The organism is Bacillus sp. FJAT-18017, assembly GCF_001278805.1.
Classification (GTDB): domain Bacteria; phylum Bacillota; class Bacilli; order Bacillales; family Cytobacillaceae; genus Bacillus_D.
This window is the reverse complement of record NZ_CP012602.1, coordinates 1,249,527-1,268,905: the sequence shown is the minus strand read 5'-3', so window position 1 is coordinate 1,268,905 and position 19,379 is coordinate 1,249,527. Positions and strand designations below refer to the sequence as shown.

Here is a 19,379-nt window from a genome sequence, read left to right as displayed (position 1 = left end):
AAGGCCGCACCGAAATTGTGCAGCCCTCTGGCATAGGCATTCTTCTACTTTGCGATCGTCGATTGATTCACATTCGAACGGATAAAGTCTGCGATATTCCCAATCAACGTTTCAGGGCCAAACACTTCGGCAATCCCGGCTTCCTTCAATGGTGGAATATCATCCTCCGGAATGACTCCGCCCATGATAATCAGCGCATCAACGCCTTTTTCTCTGGCGATTTGGACAACCTTTGGACCAAGGGTCAAATGATTTCCACCAAGCGTGCTGAGCCCGATGACATCCGCTCCCTCCTGGATAGCAGCATCAACAATTTGTTCAGGAAACTGATTGCCAAGGTAAACAACCTCCATCCCTTCATCACGCAGCATCCGTGAAACAACAAGCGCGCCTCGCCAGTGAATATCCAAGCCCAATTTAGCCATGACGACTTTTACTTGCATGAACGAAAACCTCCTCTTATTTTCAAAAAGAAATGTATAGTATTTTGCGCCAACTGGAACTTACATCCAGAGGCCGATCTATTTTAGTAGAACCTTCCAGCAGCCGACCTGCCTGCGGATCCTGCTGGAAGGCGGAATTACGCCAACGGGAACTGCCAGAGGCCGAATTCTTCACGGAAAACTTCTTCAATTTCACCAAGGGTCGCATATTCAAGGACCGCTTCCTTGATATAAGGCATCAGGTTTACATCCTCATGGCATTTTTGGCGCAAGACGGCAAGGGCTTTTTCAACCTTTTCCTGGTTGCGCTTTTCACGAAGCTTACGGAGCTTTTCCTTTTGGCGGGCTTCGGCTGTCTCAGGATACCTGAAGACTGGCACCTTTGTTTTATCCTGTTCGGATGGGAAGTAATTGAGCCCGACAATTTTGTGCTTGCCGCTTTCGATATCCTTTTGCATCTGATAAGCAAAATCGGAAATTTCGCGATGCAGCCAGCCGGTTTCAACACACTCTACCAAACCGCCGCGGTCTTCGATTTCCGCGATATAATCACGGATACGCTGGGCCATTTCTTTCGTCAGGCTTTCCACAAAATAAGAGCCTGCCAGCGGGTCAACGGTATTGACCACATTCGTTTCCGCCTGGATGATTTGCTGTGTCCTGATCGAGATTAGCGCTGACTCCTCAGTTGGAGCAGAGTATGCTTCATCAAACGAATCGACATGCAGTGACTGAGCACCGCCGAGAACTGCCGCAAGTCCCTGGATTGCGGACCGGGCAATATTGTTGAGAGGCTCAACTTTTGTTAGCGTAATACCGGCAGTCTGAACATGGAACCTCATCAACTGGGATTTCGGATGCTGGGCATTGAAGCGTTCAGTCATTACCTCGTGCCAGACCAGTCGTGATGCGCGGCATTTCGCGATTTCTTCAAAGAAATCATTGAACAGGTTCCAGAAAAATGACAGGCGCTTGGCAAAGTCATCAATTTTATTGCCGCGGCGGATCAATTCTTCCGAAGTAGCAATTGCGTTTGCAATCGCGCAGGCAACTTCCTGGACTGCTGTCGTACCGGCTTCCCTCAGGTTATAGCCGTTATAGCTGACCGGATTCCACCTTGGCAGATTTTTGCTTGCATATTCAATCGCATCACATTGCAGCCTGAATGATGCTTTTGGCGGAAGCACCTCGAGTGAACTGCCAATTGCCGTTTCCATCAGGAAATCATTCTGGTTAGTCCCAGACAATTTTTCCAGCGGAATCCCTTTCTTTTCGGCTGCTGCAGCAAACATCGCCATCAATACAACAGTTGTACTTGGCAAGTGGGTAACGATATTGCTCGAAACTTCGTCAATCGGGATTCCTTCATATAAAGCCTCAATATCTTCAATCGAATCAATTGCGACACCAGCCGCGCCCACATGGCCTTCTGCTTCAGGGTCGTCGGAGTTATAGCCGCGGATTGTTGGCAGGTCGAGCACCACGCTCGTCCCGGTTGCGCCATTTTTCAAAAGGAACTTAAAGCGCTCATTCGTATCCTCAGGAGTCCCGTAGCCGGCAATTTGCCTGACCGTGAACAGCCGGCCGCGGTACATATTTGGATAAACACCCCTGACATATGGAGCTTCACCGGAAAAACCGATATCTTTCTGGTAATCAAGGTCCTTAACATCATCTGGGGTATAGAGAAGTTTAACCGGAATGCCGGAGTCTGAATAAAAGTTATCTCCGCCGTCCCTGCCCTTAACTGTTTCTTCCTGCCAGCGCTGTTTTTGCTTCTCAATTTCATTTACAATGTCCTGATCAAATAGTTTCCCAGTTTCTTTAGTTGTTTTTTGCACCATGGTAACCTCCATATTGGTTTGTCGTCTTGTCGCCTACCAAACTAGTAACAATCTCTTGTGAAATCGTGAAAGGATCATTGATTCCATTTTTAACATCCTGGATCTTTTGCTGAAGATAATCACTGCGGTTAATTGTTTCGTCAACTGCCCTTGTTAAAAGCTCATGAATCATGCTGTCCAACCTGGCAAGATTTCTCGCCTCGCGTTTTTTCTTCCACAAGCCTGTTGATTGAAGGTAGTCCTTATGGGCAATCATTTCCGCGATTAAGTCATCAATTCCTTCTCCTTGAGTGGCAATTGTTTTGCGGATCGGAGGGCGCCAGTCCATTTTCCCCGACTCACGGATCATAATATTCAGATCCTTGACACTTTGGTCAGCACCCGGCCGGTCAGCCTGATTGATAACAAATACATCAGCAATTTCCATGATGCCCGCCTTCATTGTTTGCAGCGAGTCACCGAGGCCAGGTACATTGACAAGCAGGACTGTATCGGCAACCTCCAGAACATCGAATTCAATTTGGCCGACTCCGACAGTTTCAATCAAAATGATGTCCATCCCGTAAGCATCAAGGACACTCGCTATATCCGCCGTCGATGAGGCCAGCCCGCCAAGATTCCCCCGTGTTGCCAGGCTTTTAATAAACACATTCGGCAGCTTGGCCAGCTCCTGCATCCGGATCCGGTCTCCGAGAAGAGCACCTTTGGTAAAAGGGCTGGTCGGGTCGACACATACGATAGCGAGGTTGACGCCTTCTTCGGCAAGTTTCTTGGCCAGCTTGCTGACCAGCGTACTTTTTCCCGCACCAGGCGGTCCGGTAATGCCGACGATATGGGCATTTCCTTTTCGGAATGAGCTCTCCTTCAGGATGTCGATACTTGCTGGTGTTTGGTTTTCAACTTCCTTCAAAAGCTTCCCTAAAGCAACAGCACTTTTTGAATCGAAAAATTGAGATAGCTTTTGCAAAACAGCACCTCCTTTTTAAATAGCTTAATCAACCCGGACAACGCCGAGTTCTGCTTTCGCAAGGACTAAGTGTTCAGACATGATTTTCTGCGCCTTTACTGAATCTTTCTCTTTTATTGCCGCAAAAATGGCCCAGTGCTCCCGCTGGAATCGCTTCAGTATTTCTGGAGAGGTTGAAAGCTCACTACGGGTATTGCGGATTTGTTCACTTAATAAGTCAGAAATGACCTCTACCAGCATTAACAGCAGCCGGTTCTGTGATGCCTTTACAATCGCTTGATGGAACAGGAAGTCGAACTGTGATTGTGCCTCTTCATCTCCTGAAACATAGTGTTCATCCATTTCCAACAGAATTTGTTCAATATGCGCCAGTTCCTTTTCAGTTCGCCTTGCTGCCGTATAACTGGCCGCCGCTGCCTCAAGGATCGTCCGCACCTCAAACAGTTCATTCGTATCAAGCCCCCGCGAAATGGCAACTAAAGACATGATGCTTTTTAAATTTTCCGGGTCGGCCTGCTTGATGACAGTCCCCTCACCTGATTTTCCTTCGATGATGCCAAGAACAGACAGCACTTTGAATGCCTCTCTCAGGGAGGACCTGCTGATGCCCATCGAATCGGATAATTCAATTTCATTAGGCAGCTTTTGGCCAATCCTCAGCTCTTTGCGAATCAGCAGCGATTTAATTTGATCGAGCACTTCTTCAAATTTCTTTTTCTTGCCAATAACCTTAAACATCGCGCTCCCTCATTTTTGAATTTGTAGTTTGTCTGATTGTCTGACAATGGGAGTAGAGAAAAAATTCTTATCCTATCTTTCTTCTAATATGGTCAAAAGCAGTAGTAAGGTGTTTCGTTACCATTGCCGGTGAGCATCCCATAATCCTCGAAACCTCCGTTTTGCTGAATCCCTTGAAATAATGAAGATAGATAACCTTCCGCTGCTTTTCATTAACAAAGTCCAAGTACATTTTTACAAGAATATTGTTGACTACCAGGTCTTCCACACTTTGAGCTTTAGCCCTGAATTGGTAAGCCGGCTCACCAGCAACAAGACTTGCTCGTTTGCGGGCGCTCTCCTGGTAGATGATTTCCTGCATGCCATAAACCAGGTCGAACGCATCGTCCTTACTTATGTTGAAATACTCCATTGTGTCCTGGATGGTTGGGTCAGTCTGGTGCTTCACCCAATACTCCTCGTGAAATTTTTTATATTTCGGATACAGTTCGCGTATTCGCTGCGAGATGACAATCATATTCGAATCGTTGGAGCGCGAGAAATTCCTCAGCTCACCTTTAATCGTAAGAAAAGCATATTTTACCCACTCCTTTTGGGAGAGTCTCAAATCCATTCTCCGGATCGCGTTGAACAATCCTATGTACGAGGCCTGAAGAAGGTCCTCCCACTCTACCTTGTTCACCGCCATGAATTTTGCCGGAGATTTCGTATATTCCTTAATCGAATATTTTACGAATTTAAAGGCCTCGCTGCTTTGAAGGAGATCATTCAGAAAGGCTTCATTTTGTTGTGCGGCTTTTAAGGTGTCTTTATCGGTTAAAAACATTTTCTTCCCCTGCTTTCATTTTTTGGTCAAAAGATATGATTTTCTCGCCACTATAAAGGTTGACGGGATGAGCGGTACTCGCCATATCTTTTGACCGGCCTGCATTAATCGAGAACTTGTTTTGCCGAAACCATGAAGCGTGTGAGAATTGCTCCCATTAAAGCAAGTGCTGCACCTAAAAACAGAACATATTGCCATGACCCGAGAGTGATGATCAAATACCCTGTGAGCGCAGGTGCAATGATCCCGGCAATCGTTCCTGAAGTGTTCATGATTCCCGACAATGTTCCGGCTGTTTTCGGCCCAATATCGATTGGGAGGGTCCAGAACATCGTAAAGTTTAGCCCTAAACAGGTAACGGAAAGTGTGATATAGGCGAGTGCGGCCCATTCATTTGGTGTATAAGCACCCAATGCCATAAAGATGGCTGTACCCAGGAATGAAATATAAATCGGAATTCTTCTTGCGGTTGATAACGAGTATTTTTTTGCCAAATGATCCGATAAAATTCCGGCCACATTCATTGCAATGAAAGCCCCGAGCCATGGAAGCGCACCATAGATTCCGACTTTTAGAAGTGTAAAACCTCGTTCCTTCATGAAATAAGCCGGCAGCCAGGTAAGGTATAAATACCAATTGTAATTCTGGAAAAAGTAGATGAGTGTAAGGCCCCAAACTTCCTTGATCTGAAGCATCTTTGACCAGGGAATCTTGAACTCCTTCACAGGTGCTGCCGTTTTATCCGGCTCCATTTCATCCAGTTCCTCTTTTGAGATGAACGGATGATCTTTCGGATCGTCAGTCGCCATTTTTAGCCAAACGATTGACCATATAATCCCCAAAGCTCCAAAAACGTAAAACGAAGAATGCCAGCCAAATTTTGATGTCAGATAGGTTGTGACTGGCGCGGTTATCATAACCCCTACCGCCATCCCTGACATATTCAGCCCCTGCCATCGGCCTCTCGTATGTATGGGAGACCATCTGGACACAACCGAAGTATGTGAAGGGAAGTTTACAGCCTCCCCAACTCCGAGCAGGAAACGGAACAAAATCATTGATCCGAAGCTCCAGGCAAGTGGTGTTGCGATAGTAAACACGGACCAAATCGCTACCCCGGCAGCCAGGAACTTGACACCGCCCCATTTATCCGACATCCACCCTGCAGGTATCCCCAACAATAGGTAACCAACAAAAAACGCCGAAGCCAAAAGGCCGAATTGCTGTTCGTTCCAGCCGAATTCCTCCATCATCGTAACTGCTACAATTGATATATTGGAGCGATCGGTATAGGCCAGAACTGTACTGATAAAAATCAAAATCATAACCCACCACCGGGCTTTTACTCTGCGCCTAGTGGGGATTCCTGCAGCGACCTTTGTTTCTGGAGTAGCCATTAATCAAACCCTCTCCTTTTTAAATAACGAAATGGTCAAGCTGTCTGAAAGGCACTTGTGATGTTGTCAGTTTAAAACTTCTAAAATGTTTATTTATTAAAAGATTGCGGTTTTTACTTGTAGTGGGCTTTTCTAATTTAACCCTTGTAAATAAACCTCCTTTCCAATAATTCTGAGAGCGCTGTCAATACTTTTGCGGATTGTGAAATTTTTGTATTATGTAAGCGCTGACATTTTAGTGTAAAAATAAAAGGAAACATGACTACCCGAAGGCTGAGGGACTAACGACATTTAGGAAGTAGTCTAAGATGAGAACAAAAAGAGGAAACTTGGACGGTAATTAAAAATTAGTCTGTCAGTCTGATTGTCTGACAATCTTACTTGCTTGAAGCCTATAATATAAAATTCATTTCGGACTGTCAACTGAAAATTCTAAATATTTAGGTTAATATCTTTCGACAGTAATTACTTTATCAACAGTGTAAACTATCCCAGCAAAACGTCTGATTTACATAAACAGGAAACCTCCCTTGAAGATCAAGGAAGGTTTTTAATTTAAGTGTATTGGTAGAGGAAATGCATCTCAATTTAGTCAGGTCAGGGGGACAAGCAAGAACATTCTGGAGTCTTTATCCACTTTAGTGGACTAATTTTTATCTCAGTAACAACCTGGATTCTGACAACTGTTCCAAGCTCCTCCCTTTTCTAAAATAGCAATTATATAACACGTTTCCGGTCGAAATTTTTTATATTTTTTTAAAAAAATCAGCCCAAGAACATTATTTAATTGAATTAATCTCCTGCGACTATCCTCTTAAGTGGTTACAAAAAAGGTCGATTTCTCTCTTAACAAGGAAATCGACCTTCTTCTTAGGCTGGATTCATTTGACCAACCCCACATTTGAACCCATCATTCAAAATTATATGAGCCGTTTTGCTGCCGATATGAGCCTCGTATGAGCCAATTTGCTGCCGATATGAGCCTGATATGAGCCGTTTTTACACTGATATGAGCATTTAGATATTTACTGGAAAAAACCTGTTGCCGATACTACCCTGTTTTGTCTGCAGTATGATATCCGTTCACTCAAATTGTTTGGACTTGCTGAACTGATTCTTTCTTTTGTGACATCCTCACATAAATATTATTAGATAAAAGTGAAACGATGATAAGGACAGTACCAAGTAAATCGAATGTGGTTACATCATTCCCTTGAAAAATCGAAATGGAGAGTGTTGTAACGGGAACAAAGTTAATGAACAACAGCGCGTTTAATGGTGATAATAAACTCACACCGATATTCCAGCCAAGCAGCGCAATAACGCCAGGGAATATGATCATAAACAATAAGTGCGGGCCAACTGCTTTGATGCCATCTGCTGTTGGAACCGGTACATATCCAACCAGTGTTGCCCCTACTGTAACAATAGCGGCTGTGATTGTTCCGAGTAAGCAGCTTAACGTTGAATACCGCAAAGCAGACCAACCTTTGAACTCATTGCCACCCATCGTGTAAATGACCCATCCAACAACTGCAATCAAGATAAGCATTGAAGGAATAAAGTGATCCGTCGCTCCAATAAAGGCTTTAAGATCACCTTTTGTGATCACTAACATAGCACCGATAAATGAAACCAGTACACATATTAATGTGAATAGATGAGGGCGGTCCTTAAAAATCATCCAAACAATCACTATGGAAATCATCGGCATTAGCGACTCCATAATGGATGCTACCATCACTCCTGATTCACCTAATAAATCTTCTCCCCAGAAGATGAGTAGATTGTAAACCGTAAACGCCATTGTTCCGAAAAACCATAGATAAAGGCCTTTTCCTTCAAATTGAAAAGCCTTCCTTCCTTCTTTCCATAATAGTAACGCTACTAAAATGATCGTAACAGCTCCGTAACGTATGATTGTAAAATAGAATGGATCTATATGTTTGAAAGCAGCATGTGCTACAGGAAACATTGCTCCCCATGAAACTGCCGCAATAAAACATAAAATAGCCCCTAAAAGTACCGAATTTCTCAATTTCTCTTCCCTCTTTCATAAAGCAATCGTAAACATCATTGTATATGGATTTGGGTATCACGTAAAATGAATGTTTATAATGATTATCATCATTTTTTTTGATATCATTAAAGAAAAGGTGAAAAGGGGCAAGGGGGAGAAATCGTGGAATTTAAGGACTTAGAAATCTTCCTGAAGGTAGCAGAAAAAGGAACTGTTTCTGAAGTAGCAAAAGAGTTTAGATACGTTCAATCGAACATTACATCGAGAATTCAAAAGCTCGAAACTGAACTGAATACCCAGTTGTTTAACCGGCATCGCCGCGGTATGAGTTTGACACCTGAAGGAAAAAAACTATTAACATATAGCAAAGAAATATTATTGCTAACAGATGAAATGAAAAAAGCCGTTCAAAATAAAGAAGAACCGTCTGGAAAATTAGAAATTGGCACAGTTGAAACCGTCATTGATTTACCAATTATCTTATCTAAATATATTAAGAGATATAAAAATGTCGATTTGTCGTTATTCACAGGTGTTACTGAAAGCTTGGAAGAAGACGTATTGAATCATAAGCTGGACGGAGCGTTCGTTACAGAGTCAGTTTTTCATCCTGACCTTGTAGCTCATGAAGTGTTTGATGAGGAGCTTGTTTTAATTTCAGCCAGGAGCGAATCAACATTGGAAGAGTTGAAAGAGGAACCGTTCTTATGCTTCAGCGAAGGCTGTGGCTACCGGGCCAGGCTTGAATCCTGGTATAAGGACCAAAACATCACGCCGCAAAAAGTCATGGAATTCGGCACACTAGAAACAATCTTGCGCAGTGTTTCGGTAGGACTTGGCGTTTCATTCGTTCCAAAGTCAGCAATCACCCATATGGAACAAAGCGGACTTATACAATGCCATTCACTTCCCGATCAATACAGTAAGATTAAAACCGTTTTTATTAGAAGAGCTGATACGTACTTAACTTCCACGATTGAAAAATTTATCGAAACAATAGAAATGGATAAAAGCAGAACGGTTTAATAGAACGTTAAGTGGTTTATGGTGGCTGCCATGGTTTCCCAAATTTCTGATTAAACAAAAACGGCAAACGCCATTCCAAAAAAATTTGGAATGGCGTTTATATTTTATACGTATTTCTTCTACTGAAAATCCCCGCATAAAGTCCCCAACCCAGTTAAGCAGACCCGTCCCCTTTTACTCATAGACTATATTCCAGCAGCTCTCTCCGCTTGTCGCGAAGTTTTTGGACAACCTGTTCATAGTCGGTGATTTTGGCTTCCAGACTGGCTTTTCGGTTATTGATCATACGAGTGACTTCTTTTGGGCTGGGGCCTCCCTGGATGTCACGAATTTCTACGAAATATTCTGGAGAAATGATTTTTTGCCATTCCTCACTGGTCAGTTTGACATCAACAAACTTGCCGATGGCCTCGTTAATCAGGTCGATATCCCATTCATACAGCTCTTTTCCCTGTTTAATGGTTTCTTTTGAAATGTAGCTGGCGATGGAGTGAGCTTTCCTGAAAGAAATACCGTATTCCCTCGCCAATGTGTCGGCTAGCTCGGTAATCGTGATACTTGATTTACGGGCCATTTCCTTCGCATGGTCCTTATTCACCTTCAATGTCGCAATGACCGCGTACATGAGTGCCATGACACGATTCGCATTATCAAAAGCCCGATACAGATGAGGCTGCAGATCATCCTCAGTATCTACAATATCACCAAAAGGCGTATTGTGAATCATGCTCACCGCAGCGAAAGCTTCTCCATAGGCACTGCTCGCAATCGAACGTGAATGCTCGATTGAAACGGGATTACGCTTCTGCGGCATGATGCTTGAACACTGTACATATGGGTCGGCAACATAAAAAGTGCCAAATTCCCTGGTGACGTGCTGAAGGAAATCCTGAATCCACCGGCCAGTATTGACCATGCAAGTCATCAGCGCAGTTGCTGTTTCCAGCAGGTAATCCGCCCCGCCAATGCAGTCATAGGAGTTTTCAATTACCTTGTCAAAACCAAGCAAGTCGCAAGTCCGGTCCCGGCTGATCGGAAAGCCGGTTGTTGTAAGCGCCGCAGCCCCCAACGCAGATTGATTAACTGTTTCGTATGCAGCCCACAAACGTTTAATATCCCTTTGCAATACATCATAAATGGCTAGAAAATAATGGCCAAGAGTTGTCGGCTGCGCAGGCTGAGTATGAGTATAGCCGGTCATATAGGTTTCCTTGTTCCGTTCAGCCTGTTCCAGCAATGCCTCGCTGAGCCGATGGGCACTGCCAAGCAGCTTAAGGAGATGCTCCCTGAGCACAAGGCGGTACATTGCAATCCCCATGTCATTCCGGCTTCGGCCGATGTGGATTTTTCCTGCCAATTCGTCGCCGATTTCCTCGCCTATTTTCGCCTCCATCATGAAAAACAAATCCTCGAATTCAGGCTGATAGGAAAGAAGAGTCCGGTCCGATTCTCCCACTTTGTTGATGCCCTCAAGCATCTGCTTCGCTTCCGATTCGGAAATGATTTTCTGCTCCGCCAGCATAATCACGTGGGCCCGATGAATATCGAACATGACGTCGAACAAGTAATCCCTTTGGTCATTAAAAACCGGCTTCAACAGCTTTTCAACATAGGTCTTCCCCGGAAAAGCAACCCCTTCATCCGTAATAAAATCCTCTAGTTTACTCACATTTTCATCTCCATTTATGACAGTCGTTTTCGTTCGTATGTTTTTGGTCAAAAATTCAAGCTCCGTACCCTGTTTCATCTATTAAACACATTCTATTGAATAATACTCCGTACTCAAACCCCTATATTAGGTGATTACTAATCTTAGCGGCATTGGCACCATTTCGGGCTCTGGGAACAGTCAAAATGTGCCCAATAGCCTGCATTGGCACCGTTTCGGGCTCTGGGAACAGTCAAAATGTGCCCAATAAGCTGCATTGGCACCATTTCGACCTCTGGAAATAATCAAAATGTGCCCAATAAGCTGCATTGGCACCATTTCGACCTCTGGAAATAGTCAAAATGTGCCCGATACAAAATACCTCACTATTTACGAAAGCGAATTCTCCGCCTTTACCCCAAAGAACTTATTCGATACAAACAGCACAACAGCAATCAACGTAATCTGAATCATCCCGTACGCAGCAGCCTGCCCCATGTTAAACATCCGCAGCTGGTTCATAATCTCAATTGAAATCGGACGATTGGAAATCGTATAGAGCAATACGGAAGTCGGGAATTCACCGACTGATTCCACAAACGCCAGTAACGTACCTGCTAACACACCAGGCATAATGATTGGCAGGATTACTTTCCTGAACGTATAAAACCATTTCGCGCCAAGGTTCCTTGATGCTTCTTCGATCGAGTCGTCCATCTGCTCGAGCACGGCATTTGTCGAACGCACAACCAATGGAATATGCCGGACAAAATAGGCCAAAGGCAGAATCCAGAACGTACCGACCAAAATGTGTCCGAATGAGAATATCGATGGTTCGTTGAATGCGAAGATCAAGTTCATCCCGATAACGGTCGCCGGCAATGCCCATGGAATCATGACGAGAATGTCGACGAAGCTTTTGCCGACGAACTTCCGCTTTACAAGCAAATACGAAGTCAGCACTCCGAAGACCAGGTTCCCCGCAGTTGCAATAAATGACAGGATCAAGCTGTTTTTCAACGGTTTGAAGATATTTGGATCCTGGAACAGCAGCCGATAGTTTTCAAAATTAAACACGCTAGGATACGTCTGCCAAGTCCAAGTCCCGTCCGGCACCAGAGACAATAGCAGAATCGTGAAATGCGGCAGAAGCAGAATGATGACCCCGAACACGCCGATTGCAACGAGAATCCACTTCATCACTGGATTTTTGACTTCGCTTCGATGGGCGCCAATTCCTTTTGAAGCCATCCGATAATCCTTGCGATTCTGGTACCAGCGCATGAACAGCAGAAACGCAATCGACACAACGGACAGAATCACCGATTGTGTAGCAGCGACTTCCATATCACCGTTCAGTTTTGAAAAATAGATCTGTAAGCTCAGAACGCGATACCCGCCTGCAAGCAAAAACGGCGCACTGAACGAAGCCATTGAAATCATAAACACCAACAATGAAGCCGCGACAATCGCTGGCGTCAGCAGCGGGAACGTCACTGTCCAGAACACCTTGAAGCGGGACGCACCCAGATTATATGCCGACTCTTCCAGCGACGGGTCGATTTTATGAATCGCCGATGAAACAGTCATGTAAAAATACACATACATCGTATAGGCGTGGACAATCAGGATGCCCGAAACCCCGCCAATCTTGAACGGCACCTCGTCAAGCCGGAACAGATCCTTAATTAAATTCGGGATCAAGCCCGTTTCACCATACAGGAACATGAATGCCATAACGCCGACCAGCGATGGAAGGACAATTGGCATAATTGCTGCCGAGGCAAAAAAGCTTCTTCCTGGAAAATCGTATTTATTGAAAATAAACGCAAGCGGAATTCCAATCAGCGCACTCGCCAGCACACTCAATACCGAAATGTAGACCGAATTCCAAAGCGCCTGCAGATTGGTCCGTGATTCCTGGACGAAGAAATCCTGATAGTTTGCGAGAGTGAAGCTGCCGCCCTTGTTCAAGCTTTCGAGAAATGTCCGCAGTGACGGGTAAAGCACATACGCAACCAGGACGAGCATGACAGGAATCAAGAGCCATAGTGTAAACCTCGTATCACGGTTTTTAATCATGAAGGCTCACCACTTATGATTGGTATGATTCGAATCTGGTCCTCAGGCAGCGTCACCCAAACCTCGGCGCCGACTTTCAAATTGGTTTTCACATTGTTCAATGCATTCACTTCGAGGACGATTCCATCGATATTGACCTTTGCATTCACGAGCGAGCCGAAGAAAGCAACCTCCTCGACCTTGCCCTTGAACACATTTGGTCCCTCGGCGATTCCCTCCGAAATCTTGATGGACTCCGGCCGGACCGACAATGCCAGCTGTCCTTGATGAGCAGGATTATAATTAAATGGATCATTATGTACGACGATTGTTTTCGATGACGAGCCATCACCGTTCGGCACCGCAACCGTTACAAAATCACTTTCAACCTTCTCAACCGCCACTGGCAAGAGATTAATCTCGCCGATGAACCCGGCGACGAAGTCATTGACTGGCTCATTGTAAATCTCAGACGGTGTGCCGACCTGGTGGCAAACGCCGAAGTTGAACACAGCGATCCGGTCGCTCATCGACAAGGCTTCCGCCTGATCATGCGTTACGTAAATGGTCGTAATTTTATATTCCTTTTGCAGCCGTAAAATCTCGCTTCGCATCTCGTCGCGCAGCTTGGCGTCCAGGTTGCTAAGCGGCTCATCAAGGAGCAGGATTTCCGGCTCGATTACCAATGCCCTCGCAAGGGCGACGCGCTGCTGCTGCCCTCCACTTAACTGGCTGACTTGACGGTCCGAATATTGATCAAGCCTGACTTTTTTTAGGACATCCTGGACCCTAGACTTCAGTTCCGCGGACTTGACCTTCCTGACCCTGAGGCCGTATGCGACATTTTCGAAAACCGTCATGTGAGGAAAAAGGGCATAGTTTTGGAAAACCATGCCCGTATTTCTTTTTTCAGGAGGTACACGCGTCATATCTTTTTCACCGAACCGTACGACACCTTTCGTCGGGTAATAGAACCCGGCAATCATCCGGAGGGTTGTTGTTTTGCCGCAGCCGCTTGGGCCGAGAAATGTAAAGAACTCACCGTCTTTGATTTCGAGGTTCAAATGATCGACTGCGATCACTTTCCCAAACGCTTTTTGGACATTCTCTATTTTTATCGACGCCATACCGAGTACACTTCCTATTCCTTAATTTCTTTCTCTCCGCTCTTGATGTTTTCATCCCAATACTTCATCCATGTATCGCTGTTTTCCTGGAATACTTTCCAGTCGATGTCCATTGGCTTGATTTCTGTTTCGGTAATCCATGCAGGCAGGCCTTCAACGTCATCCCTGGTAGGAATCCGGTAGAATTCTTCAGCCAAAGTCTTCGCAGCTTCAGGTGTATTCACGAACTCATAAAATGCTTCAGCAGCCTTTGGATGCGGAGCTCCCTTCACCTTTGCAATTCCTTCAGTCAAAACCGGTGTGCCGCTTTCAGGAATGATGAAATCAAACGGATAGTTCTTGTTTTCCTTCAGCATAACAACGTCCGGCATTGCCCAGACAGACAGCGAGCCTTCGCCTTTGGCAACCTTGTTGTACATCATTTCAGGGTTTGCGGAATATTCCTTCGTGTTGGCATCAAGCTTTTTCAACCACTCATAGCCTTTTGCAGGGTCCTTGGAATCCTTGAAATCACGGTAAATCATTGCCGAGAAGATAGTCCTCATCGTACCGGATGCAAGTGGGTAACGGATGATGATTTCATCTTTCCATTTCGAGTCAAGCAATTCATCCCAATCCTTCGGAGCATCTTCCTTTTTCAGCTCTTTTGTGTTAAACATGATGACTTCAGGTGTTTGGCTAGTGCCGCTCCAGTGCCACTCCGGATCATGGAAGCCTTCAGCAAGACTCTTTGCATACGATGGCTCATACGGATCAAGCAAACCTTCGTCTTTCGCCTGGTCAAAGTTTACCGATGGTGCGCCCCACCAAATGTCTGCTTGTGGATTGTTTTTTTCGGAACGAATCCGGTCGAGGATTTCCTGGGAACCCATATCAAGCCACTCGACGTCTACGTTGTATTCTGCTTCAAATTGCTGTTCGAATTTTGAAAGAATGTCCTTGCCATGTGGTGAATAAATAACGACTTTGTCCTCAAGCTTTTCCTTGCCTTCACCAGATCCGCCTGTTTTTGTTGAGCCGCCGGAGCCTTCATCCGCTCCGCCGCATGCTGCCAATAGAAGCGCGGCTGACATAGTCAGTGCAGTTAGTACGGAAACCTTTTTCTTTTTCACAAATATTCCCCCTATAAATTAAAATTTGATGATGCTTTCGTATTCCCGCATAAACAAAGAGACAGCACCTAATGCCCCTGCGTTGTCACCTAGCTTCGAAACCTTTAATTCTACTTGACTAGGTAAATATTGATTCACAATTTTCCGCAGATCAGGCATTAGCATTTCAGCAGATTTGAAGACACCACCTCCCAAAATAATCACTTCCGGATTTAATAGACTTGCAGCGTTAATAATGCCATATGCCAAGTGCTCAACCACATCGGCCAGAACGGTCCGCGCCGTCCGGTCGCCGGTCTTTGCAAGCTTAAACGCCATTTCGCCGGGCAGCTCTCCCGCCTTTGCTTCCTGATGTAGAGGATGGCCGGGCTGTTTAAGGATTTCGTTTGTCAGCTTCGTGCCGATGGCTTTTCCACCGGCGACGCTTTCAAGGTAGCCATATCGGTGGAAAACAGGCTTAAAGTCGCTCTTCATTTCATTTTTGTCGGTGACCATATAGCCGATCTCCCCGGCGGCCGATGCCCCGCCCCGGTACAGCTTGTTGTGGATAATGATCCCGCTGCCGATCCCTGTGCCCACCGCAATGAACAGTACATTCTCCTTACTTCTAGCATTGCCAAGCCATTGCTCCCCAAGGGCAGCGACATTTACATCGTTATCGACGTAGACCGGAAACGGAAAGATTTCCTTCGCTTCCGTAATAAACGGGTAGCGCACCCAGTTGAGGCTCGGCGCTTCGACTACGACTCCCCGCTGGGTCTCGGTAATACCTGGTACACCTGCACCCATTCCAAGAATTTTCGCAGAATCAATACCGCTTTTCTGAATCAGCACGTCAACTTCCTTGCCAATCTGCTTTAACAGCCCTTTTTCCAAAAAAGACTGCGTCTTGAAGCTGCTCGAGGCAAGGATCTTGCCGCCCAAATCACAAATGACCGTTTTCACTTTTGTACCGCCAATATCGGCTCCGATAATATAATGAGCCTTCTCGTTAAAATAAAGCTGGATTGGCCTTCTGCCTCCTTGCGTGGAAGCCTCGCCAATTCCTTTTTCAAACACCCAGTTTTCTTTAATCAGTTCATCCACCAGAAGAGAGACAGTCGGTTTACTGATAGAAATCCTGCTTGATATTTCCGTCCTCGAAATAGGGGAATTTTCCTTAATGCAAGTAAGGACTATTTTCTTGTTGTTCAGCTTGATCGTCATTCCATTTGTGTTCATACAATCACGGCCTTATTAAATTGGTTAGTAAACTTCACTAATTAACCCCAATATAACCCAACCATGTAACCGCTGACAATATTTAATATTCAAAATTCATTCGACAAATGAATAATAGGACTTAACTACTATTTTTAATTTTCCCAATATTGCAATATTTACTTTCATGTCTATCCTATGCTATTTCTTAAGTGAGGGAAAATAGGCAGTTGGTTAACCTCATTAACTAACTATCTATAAAATTCGTACGAAAGGAGAGGAACATGGGGGTAATGCAAACCAAAATGAAAGGGGTTACAAAGATGAAAAAGTTTTTGAGTGTACTGCTTTCACTTCTATTGATTATTACGTTAATTCCTTTTTCGAACAGCTCTGCCAAGGCGAATGAGCCGGATGTTGATCTTTGGAATGTAGTAAAACCGCTCGGGACGACTGTTACATTTGTTAATACTGGAGCCCACCCCGATGATGAACGAAGCGATCTTCTGGCATATCTTTCCCGTGGACTTGGCGTCAAAACAGCAAGCCTGATTGCCAACCGAGGAGAGGGCGGACAAAATGAAATTGGTCCTGAACTGGACAATGGCCTTGGAATCATTCGTTCACGCGAAATGATTGAAGCCGCCAAAATCACTGGCGTTAAAGCCTATCATCTCAGCGAAACCACCTCTGACGAAATTTACGACTTCGGTTTTTCTAAAAGTCCGGACGAAACTCTGGAAAAATGGGGTGAGGAAGTTACATACGAAAGACTCATCCGCTTTATTAGGACGTATCAGCCAGATATCGTCATGCCTTCATTCCTGAACGTGGACACCCAGCATGGACACCACCGCTTAATCAACATTCTTAGCGAAAAAGCGTTCAAGGATGCTGCCGACCCAACAATTTTTCCCAACCAGCTAAAAGAAGGGTTGAATGTATGGCAGGTTAAAAAGTATTACTTGCCAGTTTCAAAGGACGAAGCAACAACTTCAATTGAAATCGGAATGTATGACCCAATTTACCAAATGTCCTACCCTCAGCTTGGCGAAGCATCCCGCTATATGCACAAGAGCCAGGGAATGGGCAATGATATTCCGGTCGCTCCAAGGCAGGCTCACCTGAAACTGACTCAAACTGCTGTTGATACAAACGGCAGCAACGATCTGTTTGCAGGAATTCCTTACAACTTTACGGAATGGGCCAATGTTCTTCCAAAGAACGCAAATGATTTGAAGGTCCAGTTTACAAAGCTTCAGAATGACCTTGATTCAATTATCGATGCTTATCCAAGCAGAGAGGCCGTTTTTACAAAAACACAGAAGGCACTGAAGGATGTTGAAAGACTTCTTGCCAAAACTGAAGAGAAAAACATTGATGAAGCACTGAAAAATGACCTGCTTCACAAGCTTTCCTTGAAATCGGAGCAGCTCCAGGAGGCAAGCTTTGTCGCTTCCAGCCTTGACGTTGAAGCAGTGGCAAAAGAAAACATCCTTACAAAAGGCCAAACAACAACGGTTACTGTGACGCTTACCAACAACGGCAGCCAAACGCTGAAAAATGCAGCGGCCGAGCTGGTTGTTCCTGAAGGCTGGACTGTGTCTGGTGAATCTTCTAACCTTAAGCTTAGTGCTGGTGAATCAGGAACAGTATCCTTTGAGGTAACCGTTCCGGATAACGCGGATTTCTACCATGCATATGTGGATCCTGCCATCCAGGCAAAGGTAAGCTTTGAGGAAAAAGGCGCGAAGACCACCCAGATCAAGCAGCTCGAGGGCACAGTCGCAGTCCTTCCTGATGTCGGCCTGACACTGTCACCTGAGGATATTGTCGTGAACACAGCCAATGTACAAAAAGAAGTTCCTGTTTCTGTAAAGGTAAAGAACTTCCGAAGCGGAGCAGCTACTGCGAACGTTTCCTTGACTGTACCTGAAGGCTGGGGCGTTTCACCTTCAAGCGTAGCAGTTGATTTTTCGAAAAAGCTTGAGGAAAAAGAGGTTAAATTCACACTTATACCGCCTGCAGATATTGAGGATGGCAAGTTCGAGATTGATGCAGCTGCCGAAGTAAACGGCAAAACATTCGACGCAACCGTCCAGGAAATCAACTATGACCATATCGGTACCTTCTATTATCTGTATGGGGCCAAGGTGAACGGCGTGGCATTTGAATTGCTGACTGACCCGAACCTGAAGATTGGCTATATCGACAGCGGCTTTGACATGGTTGCCGATTACCTTGCCAACACCGGCCTTAATATCACAAAACTGACTGAAGCGGACCTTGCTTCCGCAGACTTGAGCCAATACGATACAATCGTAACCGGCATCCGCGCCTACCTGTCTCGTCCTGACCTGCAGGCAAACAATGAACGACTGAAAGAGTATGTCGCAAATGGCGGACACCTTGTTGTCCAGTACCACAAGCCGGGAGACGGCTGGAATAAGGATACAACCGCTCCATATCCATTAACGATCGGAAACCCATCCATCAAATGGAGGGTCACCGATGAGAACGCAGCAGTCAATGTCTTGAAGCCGGAATCGCCGCTGTTCAACTACCCGAATAAAATCGGCGACAGCGACTGGGCCGGCTGGGTTCAAGAACGCGGACTTTACTACCCAATGGCATGGGCGCCTGAATACGAAACATTCGTCAGCATGCAAGATCCAGGCGAAGCACCATTCGACGGCGGCATCCTCATGGCCAAGTACGGTGAAGGAACCTACCTATATACGAACCTCGTCTTCTACCGTCAGATTCAGGGGCAGGTACCTGGGGGGTATAGGATCTTCACCAACCTGATCAGCTACAGCGGCCAAGAGTAAAAAGAAACAGAATAGAAAAAAAGAAAATCCCCCCACTTTTTGGTAGTTTGGAATCAACAAGAAACCATCTGCCAAAAAGGGGGGATCTTCTATGCTTAAAAGCATAATCTACTGTATTTTTTAAGTAAACTTAGCAACT

General features: G+C 45.2%; 14 protein-coding genes. 2 read left to right on the top strand and 12 right to left on the bottom strand.

Annotated elements, in window-relative coordinates; genetic code table 11:
• Positions 1-44: 44 nt before the first annotated feature.
• The 7 genes from AM500_RS05765 to AM500_RS05735 all read right to left on the bottom strand — a co-directional run bounded on the left by AM500_RS05765 (position 45) and on the right by AM500_RS05735 (position 8,253).
• Positions 45-443, bottom strand: a complete 399-nt coding sequence (locus tag AM500_RS05765) for a cobalamin B12-binding domain-containing protein (RefSeq protein WP_053598378.1) — start codon at positions 441-443, stop codon at positions 45-47.
• A 137-nt stretch (positions 444-580) separates the two neighbouring features.
• Positions 581-2,287: an acyl-CoA mutase large subunit family protein gene (locus tag AM500_RS05760; RefSeq protein WP_053598377.1), complete on the bottom strand. Its 1,707-nt coding sequence runs from the start codon at positions 2,285-2,287 to the stop codon at positions 581-583.
• Positions 2,268-3,254, bottom strand: a complete 987-nt coding sequence (gene meaB, locus AM500_RS05755; RefSeq protein WP_053598376.1) for a methylmalonyl Co-A mutase-associated GTPase MeaB — start codon at positions 3,252-3,254, stop codon at positions 2,268-2,270. Before meaB ends, AM500_RS05760 begins: the two co-directional genes overlap by 20 nt.
• Before the next feature lie 24 nt (positions 3,255-3,278).
• Complete coding sequence (locus AM500_RS05750) at positions 3,279-3,992, bottom strand: FadR/GntR family transcriptional regulator (RefSeq protein WP_053598375.1); 714 nt, start codon at positions 3,990-3,992, stop codon at positions 3,279-3,281.
• Between the two features lie 67 nt (positions 3,993-4,059).
• Positions 4,060-4,818: a sigma-70 family RNA polymerase sigma factor gene (locus AM500_RS05745; RefSeq protein WP_053598374.1), complete on the bottom strand. Its 759-nt coding sequence runs from the start codon at positions 4,816-4,818 to the stop codon at positions 4,060-4,062.
• A gap of 104 nt (positions 4,819-4,922) precedes the next feature.
• Positions 4,923-6,215 (bottom strand): MFS transporter, encoded by a 1,293-nt coding sequence (locus AM500_RS05740; protein ID WP_053598373.1) that lies wholly within the window; start codon positions 6,213-6,215, stop codon positions 4,923-4,925.
• Between the two features lie 1,087 nt (positions 6,216-7,302).
• Positions 7,303-8,253, bottom strand: coding sequence for a DMT family transporter (locus AM500_RS05735; RefSeq protein WP_053598372.1), 951 nt, complete (start codon positions 8,251-8,253; stop codon positions 7,303-7,305).
• A gap of 144 nt (positions 8,254-8,397) precedes the next feature.
• On the opposite strand from AM500_RS05735, the gene AM500_RS05730 reads away from it, so the two are divergent.
• The gene (locus AM500_RS05730) at positions 8,398-9,261 is read left to right on the top strand and encodes a LysR family transcriptional regulator (protein ID WP_053598371.1); all 864 of its coding nucleotides are present in this window, start codon (positions 8,398-8,400) and stop codon (positions 9,259-9,261) included.
• 178 nt (positions 9,262-9,439) lie between these two features.
• Here the strand turns inward: AM500_RS05730 and argH are convergent, their stop codons facing one another.
• From argH to AM500_RS05705, 5 genes are all read right to left on the bottom strand, one after another.
• Complete coding sequence (gene argH, locus AM500_RS05725; RefSeq protein ID WP_053601636.1) at positions 9,440-10,930, bottom strand: argininosuccinate lyase; 1,491 nt, start codon at positions 10,928-10,930, stop codon at positions 9,440-9,442.
• Positions 10,931-11,299: 369 nt separating this feature from the next.
• Complete coding sequence (locus AM500_RS05720; protein WP_053598370.1) at positions 11,300-12,991, bottom strand: ABC transporter permease; 1,692 nt, start codon at positions 12,989-12,991, stop codon at positions 11,300-11,302.
• Positions 12,988-14,097, bottom strand: a complete 1,110-nt coding sequence (locus AM500_RS05715; protein ID WP_053598369.1) for an ABC transporter ATP-binding protein — start codon at positions 14,095-14,097, stop codon at positions 12,988-12,990. Before AM500_RS05715 ends, AM500_RS05720 begins: the two co-directional genes overlap by 4 nt.
• A 14-nt stretch (positions 14,098-14,111) precedes the next feature.
• Positions 14,112-15,170: an extracellular solute-binding protein gene (locus AM500_RS05710; RefSeq protein ID WP_053601635.1), complete on the bottom strand. Its 1,059-nt coding sequence runs from the start codon at positions 15,168-15,170 to the stop codon at positions 14,112-14,114.
• Positions 15,171-15,227: 57 nt separating this feature from the next.
• Positions 15,228-16,430: an ROK family transcriptional regulator gene (locus AM500_RS05705; RefSeq protein WP_231688116.1), complete on the bottom strand. Its 1,203-nt coding sequence runs from the start codon at positions 16,428-16,430 to the stop codon at positions 15,228-15,230.
• 302 nt (positions 16,431-16,732) lie between these two features.
• Between AM500_RS05705 and AM500_RS05700 the strand changes: the two genes are divergently transcribed.
• Complete coding sequence (locus AM500_RS05700; protein WP_053601633.1) at positions 16,733-19,240, top strand: NEW3 domain-containing protein; 2,508 nt, start codon at positions 16,733-16,735, stop codon at positions 19,238-19,240.
• Positions 19,241-19,379 lie beyond the last annotated feature (139 nt).

What these genes read in the sequence shown, in the direction of transcription:
- AM500_RS05715 (WP_053598369.1), bottom strand. Translation starts at nt 14,097, where the DNA reads ATGGCGTCGATAAAAATAGAGAATGTCCAAAAAGCGTTTGGGAAAGTG.
- AM500_RS05745 (WP_053598374.1), bottom strand. Translation starts at nt 4,818, where the DNA reads ATGTTTTTAACCGATAAAGACACCTTAAAAGCCGCACAACAAAATGAA.
- AM500_RS05760 (WP_053598377.1), bottom strand. Translation starts at nt 2,287, where the DNA reads ATGGTGCAAAAAACAACTAAAGAAACTGGGAAACTATTTGATCAGGAC.
- AM500_RS05720 (WP_053598370.1), bottom strand. Translation starts at nt 12,991, where the DNA reads ATGATTAAAAACCGTGATACGAGGTTTACACTATGGCTCTTGATTCCT.
- AM500_RS05750 (WP_053598375.1), bottom strand. Translation starts at nt 3,992, where the DNA reads ATGTTTAAGGTTATTGGCAAGAAAAAGAAATTTGAAGAAGTGCTCGAT.
- AM500_RS05700 (WP_053601633.1), top strand. Translation starts at nt 16,733, where the DNA reads ATGAAAAAGTTTTTGAGTGTACTGCTTTCACTTCTATTGATTATTACG.
- AM500_RS05705 (WP_231688116.1), bottom strand. Translation starts at nt 16,430, where the DNA reads ATGAACACAAATGGAATGACGATCAAGCTGAACAACAAGAAAATAGTC.
- AM500_RS05740 (WP_053598373.1), bottom strand. Translation starts at nt 6,215, where the DNA reads ATGGCTACTCCAGAAACAAAGGTCGCTGCAGGAATCCCCACTAGGCGC.
- AM500_RS05710 (WP_053601635.1), bottom strand. Translation starts at nt 15,170, where the DNA reads ATGTCAGCCGCGCTTCTATTGGCAGCATGCGGCGGAGCGGATGAAGGC.
- AM500_RS05765 (WP_053598378.1), bottom strand. Translation starts at nt 443, where the DNA reads ATGCAAGTAAAAGTCGTCATGGCTAAATTGGGCTTGGATATTCACTGG.